The 17,260-nt window shown below is 49.0% G+C and carries 17 protein-coding genes; 10 read left to right on the top strand and 7 right to left on the bottom strand.

Features of this window, described 5'->3' with window-relative positions:
- Window positions 1–5: 5 nt before the first annotated feature.
- Genes IPP66_19350 through upp form a run of 6 tightly spaced genes read right to left on the bottom strand, consistent with a single transcriptional unit; the run spans window position 6 to window position 4,573 of the window.
- On the bottom strand, window positions 6–302 hold the full coding sequence (locus IPP66_19350) for a class I SAM-dependent methyltransferase (GenBank protein MBK9927432.1): 297 nt from the start codon (window positions 300–302) through the stop codon (window positions 6–8).
- Between the two features lie 3 nt (window positions 303–305).
- The gene (locus IPP66_19345; protein MBK9927431.1) at window positions 306–1,988 is read right to left on the bottom strand and encodes an amidase; all 1,683 of its coding nucleotides are present in this window, start codon (window positions 1,986–1,988) and stop codon (window positions 306–308) included.
- Between the two features lie 9 nt (window positions 1,989–1,997).
- Window positions 1,998–3,044 (bottom strand): zinc-dependent alcohol dehydrogenase family protein, encoded by a 1,047-nt coding sequence (locus IPP66_19340; protein ID MBK9927430.1) that lies wholly within the window; start codon window positions 3,042–3,044, stop codon window positions 1,998–2,000.
- Between the two features lie 57 nt (window positions 3,045–3,101).
- Window positions 3,102–3,428 carry a TfoX/Sxy family protein gene (locus IPP66_19335; GenBank protein MBK9927429.1) on the bottom strand — a complete coding sequence of 109 codons (327 nt, stop codon included), beginning with the start codon at window positions 3,426–3,428 and terminating at the stop codon, window positions 3,102–3,104.
- Window positions 3,429–3,472: 44 nt separating this feature from the next.
- Entirely contained in the window at window positions 3,473–3,940 is a 468-nt protein-coding gene (locus IPP66_19330; GenBank protein MBK9927428.1) for a hypothetical protein, read from the bottom strand.
- A gap of 6 nt (window positions 3,941–3,946) precedes the next feature.
- Window positions 3,947–4,573, bottom strand: coding sequence for a uracil phosphoribosyltransferase (upp, locus tag IPP66_19325; GenBank protein MBK9927427.1), 627 nt, complete (start codon window positions 4,571–4,573; stop codon window positions 3,947–3,949).
- Window positions 4,574–4,805: 232 nt separating this feature from the next.
- On the opposite strand from upp, the gene IPP66_19320 reads away from it, so the two are divergent.
- From IPP66_19320 to IPP66_19305, 4 genes are read left to right on the top strand one after another with little or no spacing between them, the layout of a single operon-like run.
- Window positions 4,806–5,498: a TetR/AcrR family transcriptional regulator gene (locus IPP66_19320; GenBank protein ID MBK9927426.1), complete on the top strand. Its 693-nt coding sequence runs from the start codon at window positions 4,806–4,808 to the stop codon at window positions 5,496–5,498.
- An 11-nt stretch (window positions 5,499–5,509) separates the two neighbouring features.
- On the top strand, window positions 5,510–6,442 hold the full coding sequence (locus IPP66_19315) for a 4Fe-4S binding protein (GenBank protein MBK9927425.1): 933 nt from the start codon (window positions 5,510–5,512) through the stop codon (window positions 6,440–6,442).
- Window positions 6,443–7,039 carry a DUF998 domain-containing protein gene (locus IPP66_19310; GenBank protein MBK9927424.1) on the top strand — a complete coding sequence of 199 codons (597 nt, stop codon included), beginning with the start codon at window positions 6,443–6,445 and terminating at the stop codon, window positions 7,037–7,039.
- On the top strand, window positions 7,036–7,455 hold the full coding sequence (locus IPP66_19305) for a nitroreductase family deazaflavin-dependent oxidoreductase (protein MBK9927423.1): 420 nt from the start codon (window positions 7,036–7,038) through the stop codon (window positions 7,453–7,455). Before IPP66_19310 ends, IPP66_19305 begins: the two co-directional genes overlap by 4 nt.
- 2 nt (window positions 7,456–7,457) lie before the next feature.
- Here the strand turns inward: IPP66_19305 and IPP66_19300 are convergent, their stop codons facing one another.
- Complete coding sequence (locus tag IPP66_19300; protein ID MBK9927422.1) at window positions 7,458–8,090, bottom strand: TetR/AcrR family transcriptional regulator; 633 nt, start codon at window positions 8,088–8,090, stop codon at window positions 7,458–7,460.
- A 168-nt stretch (window positions 8,091–8,258) separates the two neighbouring features.
- Between IPP66_19300 and IPP66_19295 the strand changes: the two genes are divergently transcribed.
- From IPP66_19295 to IPP66_19270, 6 genes are read left to right on the top strand one after another with little or no spacing between them, the layout of a single operon-like run.
- Window positions 8,259–8,996, top strand: coding sequence for an ABC transporter ATP-binding protein (locus IPP66_19295; protein ID MBK9927421.1), 738 nt, complete (start codon window positions 8,259–8,261; stop codon window positions 8,994–8,996).
- Window positions 8,993–10,180 carry an ATP-binding cassette domain-containing protein gene (locus IPP66_19290; protein MBK9927420.1) on the top strand — a complete coding sequence of 396 codons (1,188 nt, stop codon included), beginning with the start codon at window positions 8,993–8,995 and terminating at the stop codon, window positions 10,178–10,180. The genes IPP66_19295 and IPP66_19290 overlap by 4 nt, the downstream gene beginning before the upstream one ends.
- Before the next feature lie 14 nt (window positions 10,181–10,194).
- Window positions 10,195–12,096, top strand: a complete 1,902-nt coding sequence (locus tag IPP66_19285; GenBank protein MBK9927419.1) for a response regulator — start codon at window positions 10,195–10,197, stop codon at window positions 12,094–12,096.
- On the top strand, window positions 12,097–12,483 hold the full coding sequence (locus tag IPP66_19280) for a response regulator (GenBank protein ID MBK9927418.1): 387 nt from the start codon (window positions 12,097–12,099) through the stop codon (window positions 12,481–12,483). It begins immediately after the preceding gene.
- Between the two features lie 25 nt (window positions 12,484–12,508).
- On the top strand, window positions 12,509–14,578 hold the full coding sequence (locus IPP66_19275) for a GAF domain-containing protein (GenBank protein MBK9927417.1): 2,070 nt from the start codon (window positions 12,509–12,511) through the stop codon (window positions 14,576–14,578).
- 48 nt (window positions 14,579–14,626) lie between these two features.
- Window positions 14,627–17,197 carry an ABC transporter permease gene (locus IPP66_19270; protein MBK9927416.1) on the top strand — a complete coding sequence of 857 codons (2,571 nt, stop codon included), beginning with the start codon at window positions 14,627–14,629 and terminating at the stop codon, window positions 17,195–17,197.
- Window positions 17,198–17,260: the final 63 nt, after the last annotated feature.

Raw genomic sequence — 17,260 nt, 5'->3', positions numbered from 1 at the left:
ATGCATCAGAGCGACCACGCAAGGACAGCGATGTCGAAGGTCTCTTTGCGGAAGGGGAGATATTCGGCTTGAGAGTTGGCGAAGTAAGCTTTGTCTTTTAGCTTGGTTGGACGTTCTATCAAAGCGACACGAACAGCATTTCGGTCAGAGTCCAGCCCGATGGTAAGAGATGAGGCGTGCGTGTATTGCCACGTCAGACGCCCTTCGCCGCATCCAATTTCGAGGACGCGTTTATCGTTGAAGTCCAGAAATTTATGAAGATACTTTTTCTCGTTGCCTTCGGGGTCTTTGAAGAGAGTCATGAATTAATCCAACAAGTTGTAATACACCTGCGGAGCTTTGCGTTCGATAACCTGTTCGGCGGCGAGTGCCATGCGCAACAAGGTAGCCTCATCCCACGGGCGGCCGATGGCTTGCATGCCGATGGGCAGTCCTTTTTGAGTGTAGCCGACCGGGAAGGTGATGGCGGGATGACCCGTCATATTGGCGGTGGTGACGAAGCGCATGATCTCTGTTAGTACAGTGAGGTCGGAATCGCCATCGGGTAGTGCGCCTTGTTTGATCGGTGGGGCGGCGATGGCGGTGGTGGGTGTGATGATCATATCCACTTGTTGGAAGGCTTCGTGGAAGTGATTCATCATGCGGGTGCGGACTCGTTGTGCGAGAACATAATCGGTGGAAGTGAATTGGCGTGCGAGCGCAAGGTTCATGCGGGTATCCAGCCCATGTTCTTTGAAACGATGTGCGTTGTCATAGACAGAGTCCATTGCTTGTGCCATTTCGCTTGTGATCGTGACGAGATGAGCGATGCGATTTGCTTCGAGATTGGGAATGGTGACTTCGTGAATTTCACATCCCATTGATTCATAGTGTTTCAACATGGCTTCACACGCGGCCACCACTTCGGGGTCAGCGTGACGGAGCCATTTCCAGTACACGCCAAGTTTCAAGCCTTTGAGTTTTAAGTTGTCCCAGCCTTTGAGAGTGGGAGTGGGTTGATGCAGTGAGATAGGATCGTTGGGATCAGCGCCAGCGATCAGAGCGTAGGTGAGTGCCGCATCGGTTGCTGAACCAGCCAATGGTCCGATATGAGCGACGCTCCAATCGAGAGGCATGGCGCCGTGTTCGCTCACGCGTCCGTAGGTGGACATGAGTCCGACCAATCCACAAAATGCCGCTGGGACTCGGATCGAGCCGCCGCCGTCTGCGCCAATAGCGATGGGCACAAGTCCCGATGCGACCGCGGTGGCAGAACCGCTTGAACTACCGCCCGTGTAGTGGCCCGTATTGTATGGATTGCGCGGGGTGCCGTGCTGTGAGTTGAGCCCGGTCACGCCGATACCGATCTCGTGCATATTTGTCTTGCCGATAATCACTGCACCCACACTTCGCAGACGCGCTACAACAGTTGCATCTGTATCGGCAACTTTTTTCAAGAATGATGTGCCTGAGGTTGTGGGGTAACCTGTTACATCCAGTTCGTCTTTGATCGCAACGGGCACCCCATCGAAGATGCTCAATGGTTTTTTCTTTTTGATGCGCTCTGTGGCTTCGGCTGCCTGTCTCATAACATCATCACGTCGAATAGCGATGAACGCATTTAGTGACGGATCATGCTTGTTGCTTGCTTCGATGGATTCCAAAACCTTCTTCGCAACTTCTTCAGGGGTGGTTGATCCGTCACGATAGGCTTGGGCAACATCAAAGATACTCGTGAAATGAAACCCTTTTGTGACGCTTGGTTTGCTTGGCAATTCACTAGTCGCCACGGCTGTAGCTTTCTCTTGTATCGTCCCCGTGAAATGGATCGGATGATTTGTGGTCGCTTCTTCAAATCGTTGCTTACGCAACCAATTCACGCCCGCGCTGTCGAATAGGCTCGGTATGAGCAAACTCTTCAACGGTCCCTCCACTGCCGACACAAATAACTTCAATGCCACACCTGCCAGATAAGGCATCTTCACCGACTTTAGATCATATGCATCCATGTTTTCACCTCATTGAATTTTCAGCACTTTCGCGCCGCGTATTTTGCCTTGTTTCATTTCCATCAACGCCCGATTCGCATCTCTCAATTCATACTCTTGATATTCAGGTTTGATCTTCGCCTCCGCCGCCAATTGCAGGAACTCACGTACATCCTGCCTCGTCACATTTGCCACGCTCTTAATTTCTTTTTCCATCCACAGCTGTGAAGGATAATCCATTTTTAGGAATACATCCTTGTCCGTTTCCTCTTTACGGATCGCATTCACGACCAATCTTCCGCCTGCTCCCAAACGTTTCAACGCTTCACTTACTGGACCCCAAACTGGTGTGGTATCAATGACCGCATCCAACGCCTCATGCGGACTCTGCTCGATGCCTCCCGCCCAATCTGCTCCGAGCGATAAAGCGAATTCTTGTTCCGATTTATTTCTGCTAAACACAAATATCTTTGCATTCGGATACTTGTGCTTTGTCATCTTCAACACCAAATGATTCGACCCACCAAATCCCATCAGGCCGAGGTTCTGTCCATCTTGGATATTACTCAGTCGCAGTGACCGATATCCAATGGCGCCTGCGCACAATAACGGCGCTGCCTCTGAATCCGAAATCGTATCGGGAATCGGATAAACGAACTCCGAACGGGCTTTCATGTACTCGGCATATCCGCCGTTGACGTCACGTCCCGTCGCTTTGAATTCACTACATAAATTCTCGTTTCCCGCGAGACAGTGTTTGCAATGTCCACAAGCAGACGCGATCCACGCCACGCCCACGCGTTGTCCTTTTTGGATAGAGGAAGTTTGCTCCTGTTCTTCCGCCAGCAAGGTAGCTGATTCCACAACTCCAACAATTTGATGCCCCAACACCACAGGCAAATGGGGAGGCGGGGTTCGCCCTTCGATCTCATCCAACTCCGTGTGACACACTCCGCATCGAGTGACGCGAATCAAAACTTCGCCTTCGTTGAGTTTCGGTTCTTCCATTTCCTCGAACGAAAGTGGAGTCGGGTTATTGTTGAGAGACATAATCTCTCGCAGAAGCATGACTTTCATAAACTATCAAAAAGGTGACGGTCATTTACGAAATGACCGTCACCTTTGGTTGTCCTTTTATTTCGCTGGGAGGGTCAATGCAAACTCGATACCTTCTTTGACCCATGTGCTGACTTGTTTTGCAGTTTTACATCCATCAGGCTCGACCATCAACCAGCCTCTCATCGGCCTGCCTGTAATGTCGAAAAGACTGGTGTGTGGCTTCTTTAGGAGTTTGTCGCGCTTTTCTGGCCCTACACGTACGATCATGTTTTCCTTATAGATACCGCATGCCAGATTTCCCTGAATCAAAAAGCCAATACCGCCAAACATTTTCTTTTCGACAAATGGAATTTCGCCAAACGCGGCTCGCATTTGTTCTGCAAGTTTTTCATTGTATGCCATACGTGTTTCCTTTGTTACTTGCTAACGATTAAACGCTGATCGTCTCAATCCTTGATCAACCCACCGTGATACACCAATTCATAAGCGATCTCTTCTCCGCGACGGATGATTTCCCGTCCGTGAAAATGATCTGCGGTGCCGTCACTTGTGTCCACATAGGTCAAGCCATCTTCACTGTGTGTAAAGCCACCCAAAAAGCGACCTTCCTTGTACATACGTGAGAGGCTGGCTTTGATCATTTGCCCAGCCTGTGCGGCAGTGAGCAGGTCATCACGCAAGATGTAGCCGTAATAGTTCATCGCCCAGACGGGTTTGTCATCAAAGTACACCACTTCCTCGCCGATGAAATCTGTCCCGCCGAAGTAGCTGTCGAGATATGACCATTTGCCGTCTGTGAAGTGTAGGTCGTGTGAGCCAGGTCGAGAGGACTTTGCGTGTTCTCCACTCCCTACATACGTTGCCGCTTTGGCTCGGACGATGAACGCATTTAATTCGTCAATGTTGACCGACATGTTGGCTTATCCTGTTCCGAACTGTCTGTCTCCAGCATCGCCAAGCCCTGGCACGATATAGGCTCGCTCATTCAAACGTTCGTCAATGGCAGCGATGTGGATCGGGATATCAGGATGTTGATCTTGCATCGCTTTGATTCCTTCCGGCGCGGCGATGAGACCGACGAACTTGATCTTTTTCACGCCCCATTTTTTCAGCACTTCCGCTGTTGCTGTAGCAGAGCCACCTGTCGCAAGCATGGGATCAAGAATGAGACAAACAGAAACAGTTGGTTCAGTGGGAAGTTTATTGTAGTATTCAACGGGTCGCAGAGTATGTTCGTCACGATACAAGCCGATGTGCCAGACTTCCGCACTGGGCATTAATTCCCAGAAGCCTTCTACTAATCCCAGTCCTGCGCGTAGGATCGGGACAAGTCCGATTTTCTCTTGAAGTTCCTGACCCGTCATTTTGGCGAGGGGAGTTTCCAGCTCACGTGGCATAGTGGCAAGGTCAGCGGTCGCTTCATAGGCGAGCAATGCGGCGATCTCACGCACCAGTTCACGGAATTTCTTGGGTTCGGTTTTGATGTCTCTTAATCGGGAGAGTTTGTGCTTGACGAGCGGGTGCTTTGATTCGTAAACGTTCGACATGGATAGCCTCCGAAAATGGGTTACTTTATTATAGTCTTTCACATGGTTTTTGACCCGTGATTTATCTCCTTGATTTACGTACGGCAATAAAAGAGCAGGGATGTCCAATAGAGATCAAAGGCTTGTTGACTTATCAATACACATGTGAGCATGCTCCGCGCGTTGACGCCTCTTGACATTTTGTTTACATAGATATAAAATGTAAACACTGTAAACAAAAAGCGAGCTGACGATGACACAAACCCGAAGAGAACGAATCCGAACAGAGACGATTGATGAGATCAAATCCACGGCGTGGAAACAGGTGGCTGAGCAGGGAGCGGCCTCTCTTTCCTTACGTGCAATCGCGCGTGAAATGGGGATGACAGCCCCCGGGTTGTATCGCTATTACAAAGACCGTGACGCCTTGGTCACTGCATTGTTGATGGATGCTTTCATTTCCTTTGGTGATGCATTGGAAAGTGCTCGTAATGAATACGATAAGAACGACCATGTCGGGAGTTTCCGTGCCATTAGCAAAGCCTACTTTCAGTGGGCGGCAGATAACCCGCAGAAATATCTCTTCCTTTTTGGCACCCCGGTACCAGGATATCAATTTGCTCCTGAGCTTGGAGAATCAGCTCAGAGGAGCTTTCTCGCTCTACAGGGTGTTATCGGTGAAGCGTATAAAGCAGGGAAAATCACAGGGGAGTTGGCTACTCTTCGATTACCGACCAGCCTCAAGTCCCAGTATGATGCGTTGAAGAAGATGGGGTTACCTTACGTCCCACTTGTTACACATCTGGCATTGTATGCATGGAGCATGATGCATGGAATGACCTCTCTATTCATCTATGGGTACCTCACAGGCTTTTTGGGTGATCAGGTCGAAACGTTTATAGATGTCGAGATCGAAAAAACAATTCGAGTGTTAGGGCTCGAATAAGGTGAGACAGAATGTTAACTACAAAACTTGACCTTCAATTTAAAAATCTGATCGTGCCAGCCGTGGTCATGCTGGCGTTTTGGGGTGTTGCTATTTGGGGCTTCACTGCATCTGGATACATCCAACCTCTTATTATGTTTGGGTACATTGGCACATCGCTCGGGATTGGACTCGGATTGTATGCCGCGCTTCCCAAAAAACAAAAACCTGTGGGGCGTCGCCTTACGCTATTTCTCGTCGGACTCTTCCTTGTTGGGTTTGCGATCTTTATGGGGCGTGAGAACGTGCAAATCGAAGGTGCTATCTTTGGCTTGCTCACAGGCGTGGTCCAGATGGGCGTTATCCATTACATGATCGCCAAGATTGTGGGCCCTCTTCTATTTGGGCGGATGTGGTGTGGATGGGCTTGCTGGACAGTGATGGTGTTGGACTTGCTTCCTTTCAAACGTCCCAGCGGACGCCTCCCACGTCGGTTTGGCTGGATCCGCTATCTGCACTTTGGTCTCAGCCTTGGCATTGTCTTGCTTCTTCTCTACGTAGTTGGTTTCCGTGAAGGGGCAACAGGATCTGTGGCTGTGACTTGGTTTATCATCGGCAACCTGTTGTATTACACCGTAGGCATTGTGCTGGCGTATACGCTCAAAGACAATCGTGCCTTTTGCAAATATGTATGTCCTGTCAGTGTTCCATTGAAGGTTACATCGCGTTTCTCGCTTATCAAGATCGGGCAAGGAAGTGGCCAATGCAATGACTGTGATGCCTGTGAAAAGATGTGCCCCATGGATATTCGAGTCAGCGACTATGTTTTGAATAATCAGCGTGTGCTTTCCACAGAATGCAGTCTCTGCCAGACGTGTATCACCGTCTGCTCGCAGGATGCTTTGAAGTTATCCTTTGGCTTTGATATGGGTGGAAAGGAATTACTGCGTGAGACAGGTAAGTAGATGAAACCTAGACCTTTTCTCATCGCGGTGATCTTCTTTATTGTTGTGATCGTCATCGCTCATTTCTTTGCTCCACTGAATTATCGTTGGGAGCAAAACACGATCAGCGACTTGGGCTCGCAGGGACATGTCTATAAATGGATCATGCAGGCTGGTTTCATTGGTTTTGGACTGATTCTGACCGCAGGAGTGTATTCCTATTTTCGCCAGAATAATAAATTGTATTTTTTACTCTTCATCGCGATTTATGGGTTGTCCATCCTAATGTCTGGAATTTTCTGTGCCGCATCTATTGACCCCGCGATTTCATATTCTGTTCAAGAAGCGAGTCTACATTCCCTGTTTGCTACTCTTGCAGGGGTTGCCATGAGCTTGGGAATCTTTTGGCAGACTATGACGGTTTCCACCAGTCGTGAGCGGCGGATTCGTCTCGTTTTTCTGTTATTGATTGGGGGTATTTCAGGGTTGTTCGGCTTGGCGGAAAATCATGTTCTCGTTTTAGATAAAGGTATCATCCAGCGCATTCTCTATTTGGTGGGACTGACCTGGTTAGTGTACGAAGAAAGAATCCTTGTATCGGAGGGTATTGTCAAATGAAAGGAAATGATTTTATGAGTTGGGTCCTGCGTTCACCGTTGCATGGAATGTTGAGCGACGGCATTATGTTGCTCACTGTGACAGGGCGCAAAACAGGAAAGAAATACACTACGCCTGTTGGGTATTATCATGAAGGTGGTTATCTTTGGGTGATCACCAGCCGTGACCGCAAATGGTGGCGCAACTTACAAGGTGGGGCAGAAGTAAGTTTGTTGTTAAAGCGAAAACCTGTTACTGCATTTGCAGAACTTGAGTTGGATGCAAAAGCAGTAGAAACGCGCATGTATGAATATCTGCGTCATGTGCCGCAATCCGCGAAGCCGATGGGAATCCGTATGGAAAAGGGAAATGCTAATGCGGATGATGTTATTCGTACTGCGAGTGGCAGGTTATTCATCCGCCTAAAGTTGAACTGATCTTATTTTGCAGACAGGCCAATTGTCTCTTTGGCACCTTGGAAGAAAAGGCTTCGGAATAGTTTTGTTACTTCTTCGGGGGTGTAGTGCATCCCCTCATCCAGCCACCAGTCCACAGTGCTGAGTAGGGCGCCGCTGAAGTATGCGGCAAAGAAATCAACAGGAACATTGAAAAAGACCGGGAGGGGATCGGTCTTGAGTTTGGCTTCCACAAATTTGGTGATCGCCTCTGTACTGATCTTGCGAATACGTTCAACGATGCGGCTTGACTTGGCGCTTTTCAAAAGGATGTAATAGAGTTCGGAGTTATCCTTGATGTGTTGAAAGACCATCAACAGAGGGCGAGTTGAAATACTTTCGTTTTCCTGAATCGGGAACCAGTCTGAGAATGGAATCTCAGAAAGGGTTTGCACCCTTTCGTTTGCCATTTCATTAAACTCCTCGAGCAAAAGATCTTCCTTGTCCTTATAATGGAGATAGAACGTGGCGCGTCCCACATTGGCGTGTTCTGTGATCTCCTCGGTGGAGATGGCATCGTATCCCTTTTCTTTGATGAGTTCAAGCAACGCGGCACGGAGTGCTTGTCGCGTGCGCTGGATACGGCGGTCTGTTTTGTTTTTCTTTTCAATCTGCATACAACTAACCTGTTTCTAATCCTGCAATATTGACAGGAGTAATTTCCTTATTATAATGGACATCCTATAATACTGTACACTGTCTATTATCTTTTCCTAGGTGGGTATTTTAACCTATCCAGAAAAACAAGTTGAGGATTATTCGTGTCTAGTTCGCGTACCAAATTTATCAATAAGAACACATCTGAGAACAAACCAGCGTTGATCGAACTGCAGAATGTGGCGAAAGTCTATTCCACTGCGGCTGGCGATTTCGATGCACTTAAGGGTATTAACTTGCAGGTAAGTGCTGGTGAATTTGTTGGTATTGTGGGCAAGTCAGGTGCAGGCAAATCCACACTGTTGAATATGATCACAGGCGTGGATAATCTCACTTCTGGTGAAGTGTTAGTCAATGCAAATGGTTCGCCTGTGTCCGTTCACAAAATGGAAGAAGATAAGATCGCCCTATGGCGCGGCCAAACAATGGGGGTTGTGTTCCAGTCTTTTCAACTGCTTCCCATGCTGACACTTGTCGAGAACATCACATTGCCCATGGATCTGTGTGGCAACTTTCATCCCAAGCGCTCCCGTGAGCGAGCCATCGAATTGCTTCGCCTCATGGAAATTGAAGAACATGCCGATAAACTCCCAGCCCTCATCTCGGGCGGACAACAACAACGTGTAGCGATCGCGCGTGCTTTGGCCAATGATCCACCGGTTCTGATCGCAGACGAGCCAACAGGCAGCTTGGATTCGGTGACCGCCGATCACATCTTTGAACTCTTTCAACACCTCGTGGAAGATCGCGGCAAGACCATTATTATGGTGACGCACGATCAATCCCTTGCCCCGAAATTTACACGCACATTAAGGATTACAGATGGGGAATTGGACTCATTGCCCTTAGTGGAGGAGACGAAATGATGGCCTCGCGTCGCGCCTCCCGTAATGCTGTTTCCGTCCAACATACAATGACCTCCGCTGATGCCATGATCGACATGCACGGCATTATCAAGAGATTCAAGAATGCGGCAGGTGAATTCACTGTCCTCAAAGGTGTGGACCTGACGATCAATCGCGGCGAATTTGTTTCGGTGGTTGGCAAGTCTGGGAGCGGCAAATCCACACTGCTGAATATGATCACAGGCATTGACCATCCCACTGAAGGACGTGTGGTCATCGGTGGTACGGATATTTATACGAATGTTACAGAAAGCCAACGCTCGAAGTGGCGTGGACGCAACCTGGGAATCGTGTTTCAGTTCTTCCAGTTAATGCCGATGCTCACATTGCTTGAGAACGTGATGCTCCCGATGGATTACGCTGAACTCTATGACTTCGATGAGCGCCCCAAACGAGCCATGCAAATGCTCGAGATGGTTGGCCTTGAAAAATTTGCCAACAAACTGCCTGTGTTGGTCTCAACAGGACAGCAACAACTGGCTGCCATTGCGCGTGCGCTAGCCTGTGACCCGCCGTTGTTGGTTGCTGATGAGCCGACAGGCAACCTCGATACGAAATCCGCGAACATCATTATTGACCTTTTCGAAGAACTGGCACAACGTGGCAAGACAGTCGTCATGGTGACGCACGACCCTTCTCTTACATCGCGCACCACACGCAACATCATCATTGCTGATGGGGAACTGATCAACGAAACCGTCGCGAAGTCCCTACCGTGGCTCAGACATCGTCACATGATGGAGTTCTCAAAGATCGCAAAAACGCAAATCTATCCCGCCAAGGCAACGATCATTTCTCGTGACGAGCATGTTGAAAATTTCTTTATGATCCACAAAGGCGAAGTGGAAGTGATCTTGCAGGATCGCAAGAAGGAAGAGACCGTTGTTTCTCGTTTGGGACCAGGTGAATTTTTTGGTGAGATCGAATTGATGCGTGGCGGCAAGTCCATTGCAAATGTGCGAGCCGCGCCCGACGGCCCTGTCGAATTGTTGACCATCAACCGCGAGGACTTCAAGCGTGTGATGGATGAGTCCCCGATCACAGCTGAAGCAGTTGGCAAGATCGTACAAGAGCGATTGGAAGCTCATCGTGCCGTTGATAGCCGAACGGATCGCGGTATCTTCTCTCTGTTCAAGAAGAAATAGTAATCGTTATATCCATGACGGACCCACGCAAACTTCCTCAGGTGCTTTACATTGCCGACAGCGACGAATCCCGTGCGCTGGTGGGGCGTTTGCTTTCCCCAAGCTATGTGGTGCTTGAAGCCGCGAACCCATTGGATGGTTTGCAACTTGCTGAAGAGACCAACCCTAATTTGATCTTGTTGGATAACAACCTTCCACAGATCACCGGCAACGAAGCGGCAACACGTCTTCGTAAGATTTTGCCCAATACGCCCATTGTCATTATTTCTGGCGATCTCTCGAACGGTGCCCGTGAGCGTGCGTTAGCGGCAGGTGCTGTAGGCTTCATCCCTAAACCGATCGATGATGATTTTAAGATGCAAGTTGGAGAATATTTGAACGGCAAGGTTGAAAAGCTTGAACAGCCAGAATTACATCTGCAAGCTTATCAACAGGAACTGGCTGAAAAGTTCGAAGGGACTATCCGTCAATTAACCTCTACGGTCGACCGCAATAAATATTTGCTTCAACAAAATCAGACCATGTTTACGATGCTCGAACGCAGGCATCGCCTCCTTGAAACAGCCGCCCGTGTGGGGCAGTTGGTCACATCCATTTTGGATCTGGATGATTTGTTGAAATATACGGTCGAAATTATTTGCAGTGAGTTCAATTTTTATTATTCCGGTATCTTTCTGTTATCAAGCGATTCGAAATGGGCTGTGCTTCGGGCAGGTTACGGTACTGCTGGACGAAAGATGATGGACGAAAAATACCGCTTGCCGGTGGATGACCACTCGATGATCGGAAATGCCATCTTGAAGCAACAAGCGCAGATCGCTTCGGATGCGGCTGGAGAGGAATCGCGCTTCAAGAATCCATTTTTGCCTGATACACGTTCTGAGATGGCTCTGCCCCTGATCGCTAAATCGGAAGCGCTTGGCGCACTGACCGTGCAAAGTGATTCATTGCAGGCTTTCTCTGAAGAGGACATTACGTCTCTGCAGGTGATGGCTGACCATATCGCCATTGCCTTGAGCAATGCTCAACTAATGGACAAATTGGCAGTTGCGAATGCAGAGTTGTTACGGACAAAGACTTACGAAGCGATTGCTACGGCTACTGGTGAAGCCATCCACTGGGTGGGGAACAAGGCCGCACCCATTCCCGGTAGTATCAAACGTGTGCGCGAAGATTTGAATTACCTGCTGGCTTTGATCGGACAGTTGGATGAATCAGCGTTGGGAAATGCTGTTTTGGCCGAAGCAGTTGAAACGATCAAAGAAGAAGCGGAGATGGCCGGTATCGATCTGAAAGCTGTGCTCGATGAGATGTCCGCGATGAAGCCGAATCGTCTCAGAGCTTTAGTCAGTATCGAGTCTTTGATCGAAGATTTGGATATCGCAGAGAATAGCGCGAAGACGATCCTTGATATCAAAGAAGGTTTGATCGGCCCTGCGCGGCAGAGAAATGACGCGGCGATTTCGTTGCGTGAGATGATCACAAACACCGTGGAGAATATGGGATTGCCGAATGGTGTTGTGGAATTGAATTGGTCGGAAGATATGCCGCACGCCTATGTGGATGCACGACAGGTGGAGCAGGTTTTCAATAATCTGATTAAGAATGCTTGGGAGGCGTTGACGAATACGCCTGACCCGAAAATTTGTGTGAACGGACAACGTGATGAAGACCCGGACTTTGTGTTGGTTACCATAAAAGATAACGGCCCTGGTATCCCAAAAGAAATTCAGGAAAAAATCTGGGTTTCGTTTTTCACTACAAAAGGTGGAAGCGGTGGGACCGGGCTTGGACTCTCTTCTGTGATGCAGATCGTTAACCAGCATGGCGGTAAGATCATGTTGGAAAGTGAAACTGGAATGGGCGCAACATTTTCTGTGCGTTTGCCTGTTGAAAAGAATAGCCAAGGAGGATGAATGACCACTGTGTTTTTAGTCGATGATGAAAGGTTGATCCTGCGCAGTCTTGAAAAGACACTTTTGCGTGCAGGTTTCGACGTATTGACCGCGTCCGATTGCAAAAGCGGGAGCGAGTCTTTTGCGCAAAGCAAGAATGAGATCAACATCGCGGTGTTGGATTTGAATATGCCTGGTTTCGATGGGATCCCCAAAACCGGTGCCGGGCTGGACCTGTTGGATGATCTCAAAAAACAAAAAGCTGACCTACCGGTTGTGATCCTGACTGCGTATGATGAAGTAAGCCGCGCAAAGGATGCGGTTTCACGTGGCGCGAGCGCGTTCTTTGTCAAAGGGCGTGAGCAGGGCCTGGTGGAATTGATCCAAAAGATTTTGAGTGAAAAGTAAGATACAACAAGTAAAAGAGGCAACCATGACAAGCGATATTCAAAGACATGCTACGTTATTAAAGGCCGCCGCGAGCGCCGCCAAGAACATCACCACCATCTTGGATCCTCAGGAATTACTCCAGCGCACAGTGGATATCATCTGCGATGAGTTTGATTTTTATTATGCGGGTGTGTTTTTCGTTGACGAAGCAAAGCAGTATGCCGTTCTCAAATCTGGGCGTGGCAATGCTGGCAAGGCAATGATCGCAGAAGGACATAAGCTTGCCATTGGTGGAAACTCGATGATTGGCGCGGCCATTGCCAGACGCGAAGGGCGCATCGCTCTGGACGTTGGGCAGGAAGCGTTTTTCTTTGAGAACCCCCACCTCCCGAAGACGCGCTCTGAAATGGCGCTTCCATTGATCGTAGGCGAGGATGTCATCGGTGCATTGACCGTGCAGTCAACCGAAGAAGCCGCATTTCACGATGAGGATATTGCCGCTCTGCAAACCATGGCGGACCAGTTGGCGATCGCCATTCAAAATTCTAATCTGCATCGGCAAGCTGAGCGCCGTTCTCGCTTGTTGAAAGCGGCCAATCGCGTTGGCAAAGAAGTCACATCCATTCTTGATCTTGAGACCTTGCTTCCGCATACCGTAAATATTATTTGTGAAGCATATGGGTTGTATTATGCGGGTGTGTTCCTGCTGGATGAAACTGGCGAATACGCTGTACTGCGTGCTGGGTATGGCAAGGCTGGCAAGGCAATGATTGCCGAAGGTCACAAACTTAAGATCGGCACTGTCTCGATGATTGGTGCCTGTATTGCGATGGGTGAGGCGCGCATTGCCTTGGATGTTGGGGAAGAACGTGTCCATTTCAAAAATCCGCATTTGCCCCACACGCGTTCTGAAATGGCACTACCATTGATTTATGGCGGTAAAGCTCTCGGAGCGGTGACCATTCAAAGTTCTGAAGAACGCGCCTTTAGCGATGACGATGTCACTACGTTGTTGACCATGGCCGAGCATCTTGCTGTTGCCATTAACAATGCTCGCCTTATTGATGAACTAAAGGAAGCGCATAACGAGATCTTGCGTAACAAAGTGTTCGAAGCGTTGACCACTGCGACCACCGAAGCCATTCATTGGATCGGCAATAAGACACTTCCCATCTCGCTCACCGTTGCGCGTCTGCGTGAAGAGATTGCCGATGGGCAAGTGGATGTGGAATCGCTTCGCGAAGATCTGGATATGATCTCAGAAAGCGCCACACAGATCATCCAAGTGAAGGAACAATTGATCGGTGCCGTACGTGAAGCCCGTCCGCGGCCTGTGTTGTTCGCGGATATTCTACAAACAGCCGCACATCAACGTGATATTCCTGAAAACCTGCTCAAGGTTGAGATCGATGATGCGGTGGCTTATGTCATCGCAGACGGTACACAACTCACGCGTGCGATTGGCAATGTCTTGCAGAATGCCGCTGAGTCAGGTGCCAAGTCTGTGAAGGTGACTGCACGTCCCACAACAGAGCGCGGCATGTTGGAGATCGTGGTGGAAGATAATGGTACAGGCATGCCTCAGGATGTTGCAGAAAAAGCCTGGTCGCCATTCTTCTCCACGCGTGGGCTTCCTCATCATGGTCTCGGCCTGCCCGCCGCCATGCACGTTATCTCCCAATCACAGGGACGTATCGGGCTTGTCAGCATTGAAGGCAAAGGTACTACGGTTTCCATAGTCATGCCCGCAACTCATGTTGACATGGAAGCACCTCAAACGGGAAGCGTCAAGAATATTCTTTTGATCGATGATAACGATGACTGGGCGAAGCTCTTTACCGAACTGCTCAAAGGGACGAAGGTCAAATTGACTCAATCGACTGACCTAAAGAAATTCCCGTCTGCTGACCTGATCCTCGTGGATGAAAACATCGCGTCTCTTTCCCTGACCGATATCCTGTCTGCGCTTTCAGCGGCTGGACTTGCATCGAAGACAGTTATCCTCACATCCGCGATCAACCCGGAACGGGTTACACAATTCCTGCGCGGTGGTGTCAAGGATGTTATGTTGAAGCCGTACTCTGGCGCAGAAATAACTGAACTCTTACAGTAAAGGATTCTATTCAGCAAGCCCGGTGGCTTGTTGGGTCTGGCAAGTATTATGAAACCTCGTTGGCGAAAAGTTTTACACGATCTCATTGATAATAAGGGACGCACACTGCTGGTTGTCTTTTCCATTGCAGTGGGTGTGTTCTCTATTGGTGTGATCGCAGGTGCCTACCAGATCATCTCGAACGACATGGGTATTTCATATGCATCAAATAACCCTGCAAATATTGAAATGCGCATGTCCAATTTCGATGATGATGTGTTGTCGTCCATTCGAAACCAGAGAGATGTTGAAGATGCCGAGGCGCGGCGTGTGTTCAATATGCGTGTGCGTCTGCCCGGCACGGAAAAATGGACGACGTTCGATGTGATCGCTTTCGAAAGTTTTGAAGACAACACCATTAATCTGTTGAAACCCATCGAAGGCGCCGCCATGCCTGGCAAGCGCGAAATCCTGTTGGAAAAGGACGCGTTCGAAGCCCTGAAAGTGAATGTAGGCGATTTGCTGGAATTCCAGCTCCCCGATGGCTCCACAAAGACCTTGCCGGTTGTCGGCATCGTGCAGGATACGGCGGCTGGTGCGGGCGACTTTCTCGCCGATCCATTCGCCTATATCTCAACTGATACCTTGCAATACTTGGGCCAGCCAAAGTTATATAACCGCGCCCTTGTAACTGTCTCATACGGTGGCGACGATCTACAGCCCATCCGTGAAGAGAGCGTGGGCGATTTCAGCACCGACCCATTTGCCTACATAATGAAAGGTGTCTTGCGTTTCTTGGAGCAACTAAAACTGTACAACAGCGCTCCTGTGACTGTCCCAAGAGACGGCGACAATCCACATTACATTCGTGAAGTGGGCGGAGAGGTAAAGGATAAGATCGAGGGAGGCGACATCGATGTTATCCGCTCTCGATTTTCTGAGACACATAAACACCCATTGGGAAGCACGATCAACGCTGTGTTGGGTATTTTGCTGGCGCTGGGTGTTTTGATCGTTTTGTTGTCCAGTTCGTTGATCGCCAATACGTTGAGCGCATTGTTGAATCAACATTTGCGCCACATTGGTGTGATCAAGCTGGTAGGCGGACAACGGAAGCAAGTCTTCCGCATGTATCTTACGCTTATCATGGCGTTCGGTATTCTGGCTTTGTTGATCGCCGTTCCCTTGGGTGGACGAGGCGCATATGCACTAGCCGAGTTCATTGCAACCAAGTTAAGTTTTAGCCTGTTGGGGTATCGTATTGTGCCAATAGCGTTTATTGTTCAAATTGGCGTAGGGCTTTTCGTTCCATTGATCGCAGGTCTTGCGCCTGTCATTAATGGATCGCGGATTACGGTCTTAAAAGCTCTCAGCGGAGATCTGGCTGAGGATGAGGTCCAGTTCAAAGACGGTGAGATGCGTCTCTCCTGGTTCGATTGGGCACAAGTCAAAGTGACACGCTTGCTTGCGGCGCGCGGTATCCACATCCCACGTCCGTTCATCATTTCATTGAGAAATACATTCCGTAGAAAGAGCCGTCTGTGGTTGACGTTGTTCACGCTTACCATGGGTGGCGCGATCTTTATCTCGGTCTTCAATGTACGCGTGACTTTGCATGATTACATCGGGCAGATCGGGAAATATTTCCGCGCTGATGTGACACTTGATTTCGATCAGGCGTATCGCTTGAAAGAGGTCAAAAAAGCGGTGATGGATGTGGACGGCGTTGTGGATGTTGAGGGTTGGCAGTTTGCGAGCGGTGAGCTCATGGATGATCAAAAGAATGTGATCGAAAACATCACGTTGTTAGGACCACCTGCCGAAAGTAAATTGGTTCAACCTCTTCTTATTGATGGACGATGGTTGCGTACGGATGATGTAAGAAAGATGGCCGTGAGTGAAAGTCTGACACAATCGTTCCCCGGCCTCAAAGCAGGTGACTATATCAAAATGCGCATCAATGGACACGATGAAGTCTGGCAGGTGATCGGCATCTTCAAGTTTGTTTCGCAAGAAGGTGTACTAGGATATGCTCCGTATGAATACATCTCAGAAATGAACAATCAGGCGAATCGTTCCTTCTCCTTTAGAGTTGTGACCGAACAACATGACCGTGCCTATCAAAATGCGAAGGCCGAAGAACTGGATAAATACATGCGTGATAAGGGATACAAAGTCCGCGTGTCTGAGGCGGGAAGCGCATCGTTGGATGCGGCTGTAGAAAGCCTCGACATTCTGGTCGTGTTCCTGTTGATCATGGCGGTTCTGACGGCTATCGTAGGTTCGATGGGCTTGACAGGGACGATGGGTATGAATGTGCTTGAGCGCACACGTGAGATTGGTATCACACGTGCCATTGGCGCAGATGATCGTGCTGTGATGCGGACGGTCATTGCCGAGGGCATAGTGATCGGCTCGATCTCTTTTGCTTTGGCGATCATTTTATCGATCCCATTTACGTATGGACTTTCAACAATTGTAAGTTTGGCAATATTCCAGACACCTATTACAGTGGTGTTTACATATCTGGGATATGCCATATGGCTTGCGCTCGTTTTAGTGCTATCCACGTTTGCGAGCATTTTACCTGCACGTAACGCGGCTCGTCTCACAATCCGTGAGGTATTGGCGTACGAATAGATTGCTTCAAGGTGTGGGAACTCCCTGCCCTTAAGGAATTATCGAAATCAAGAAAGGTATAAG

Source organism: Candidatus Defluviilinea proxima (genome assembly GCA_016721115.1).
Classification (GTDB): domain Bacteria; phylum Chloroflexota; class Anaerolineae; order Anaerolineales; family Villigracilaceae; genus Defluviilinea; species Defluviilinea proxima.
The sequence above is the reverse complement of the archived record's forward strand: the minus strand, read 5'-3'. Positions and strand labels throughout refer to the sequence as shown.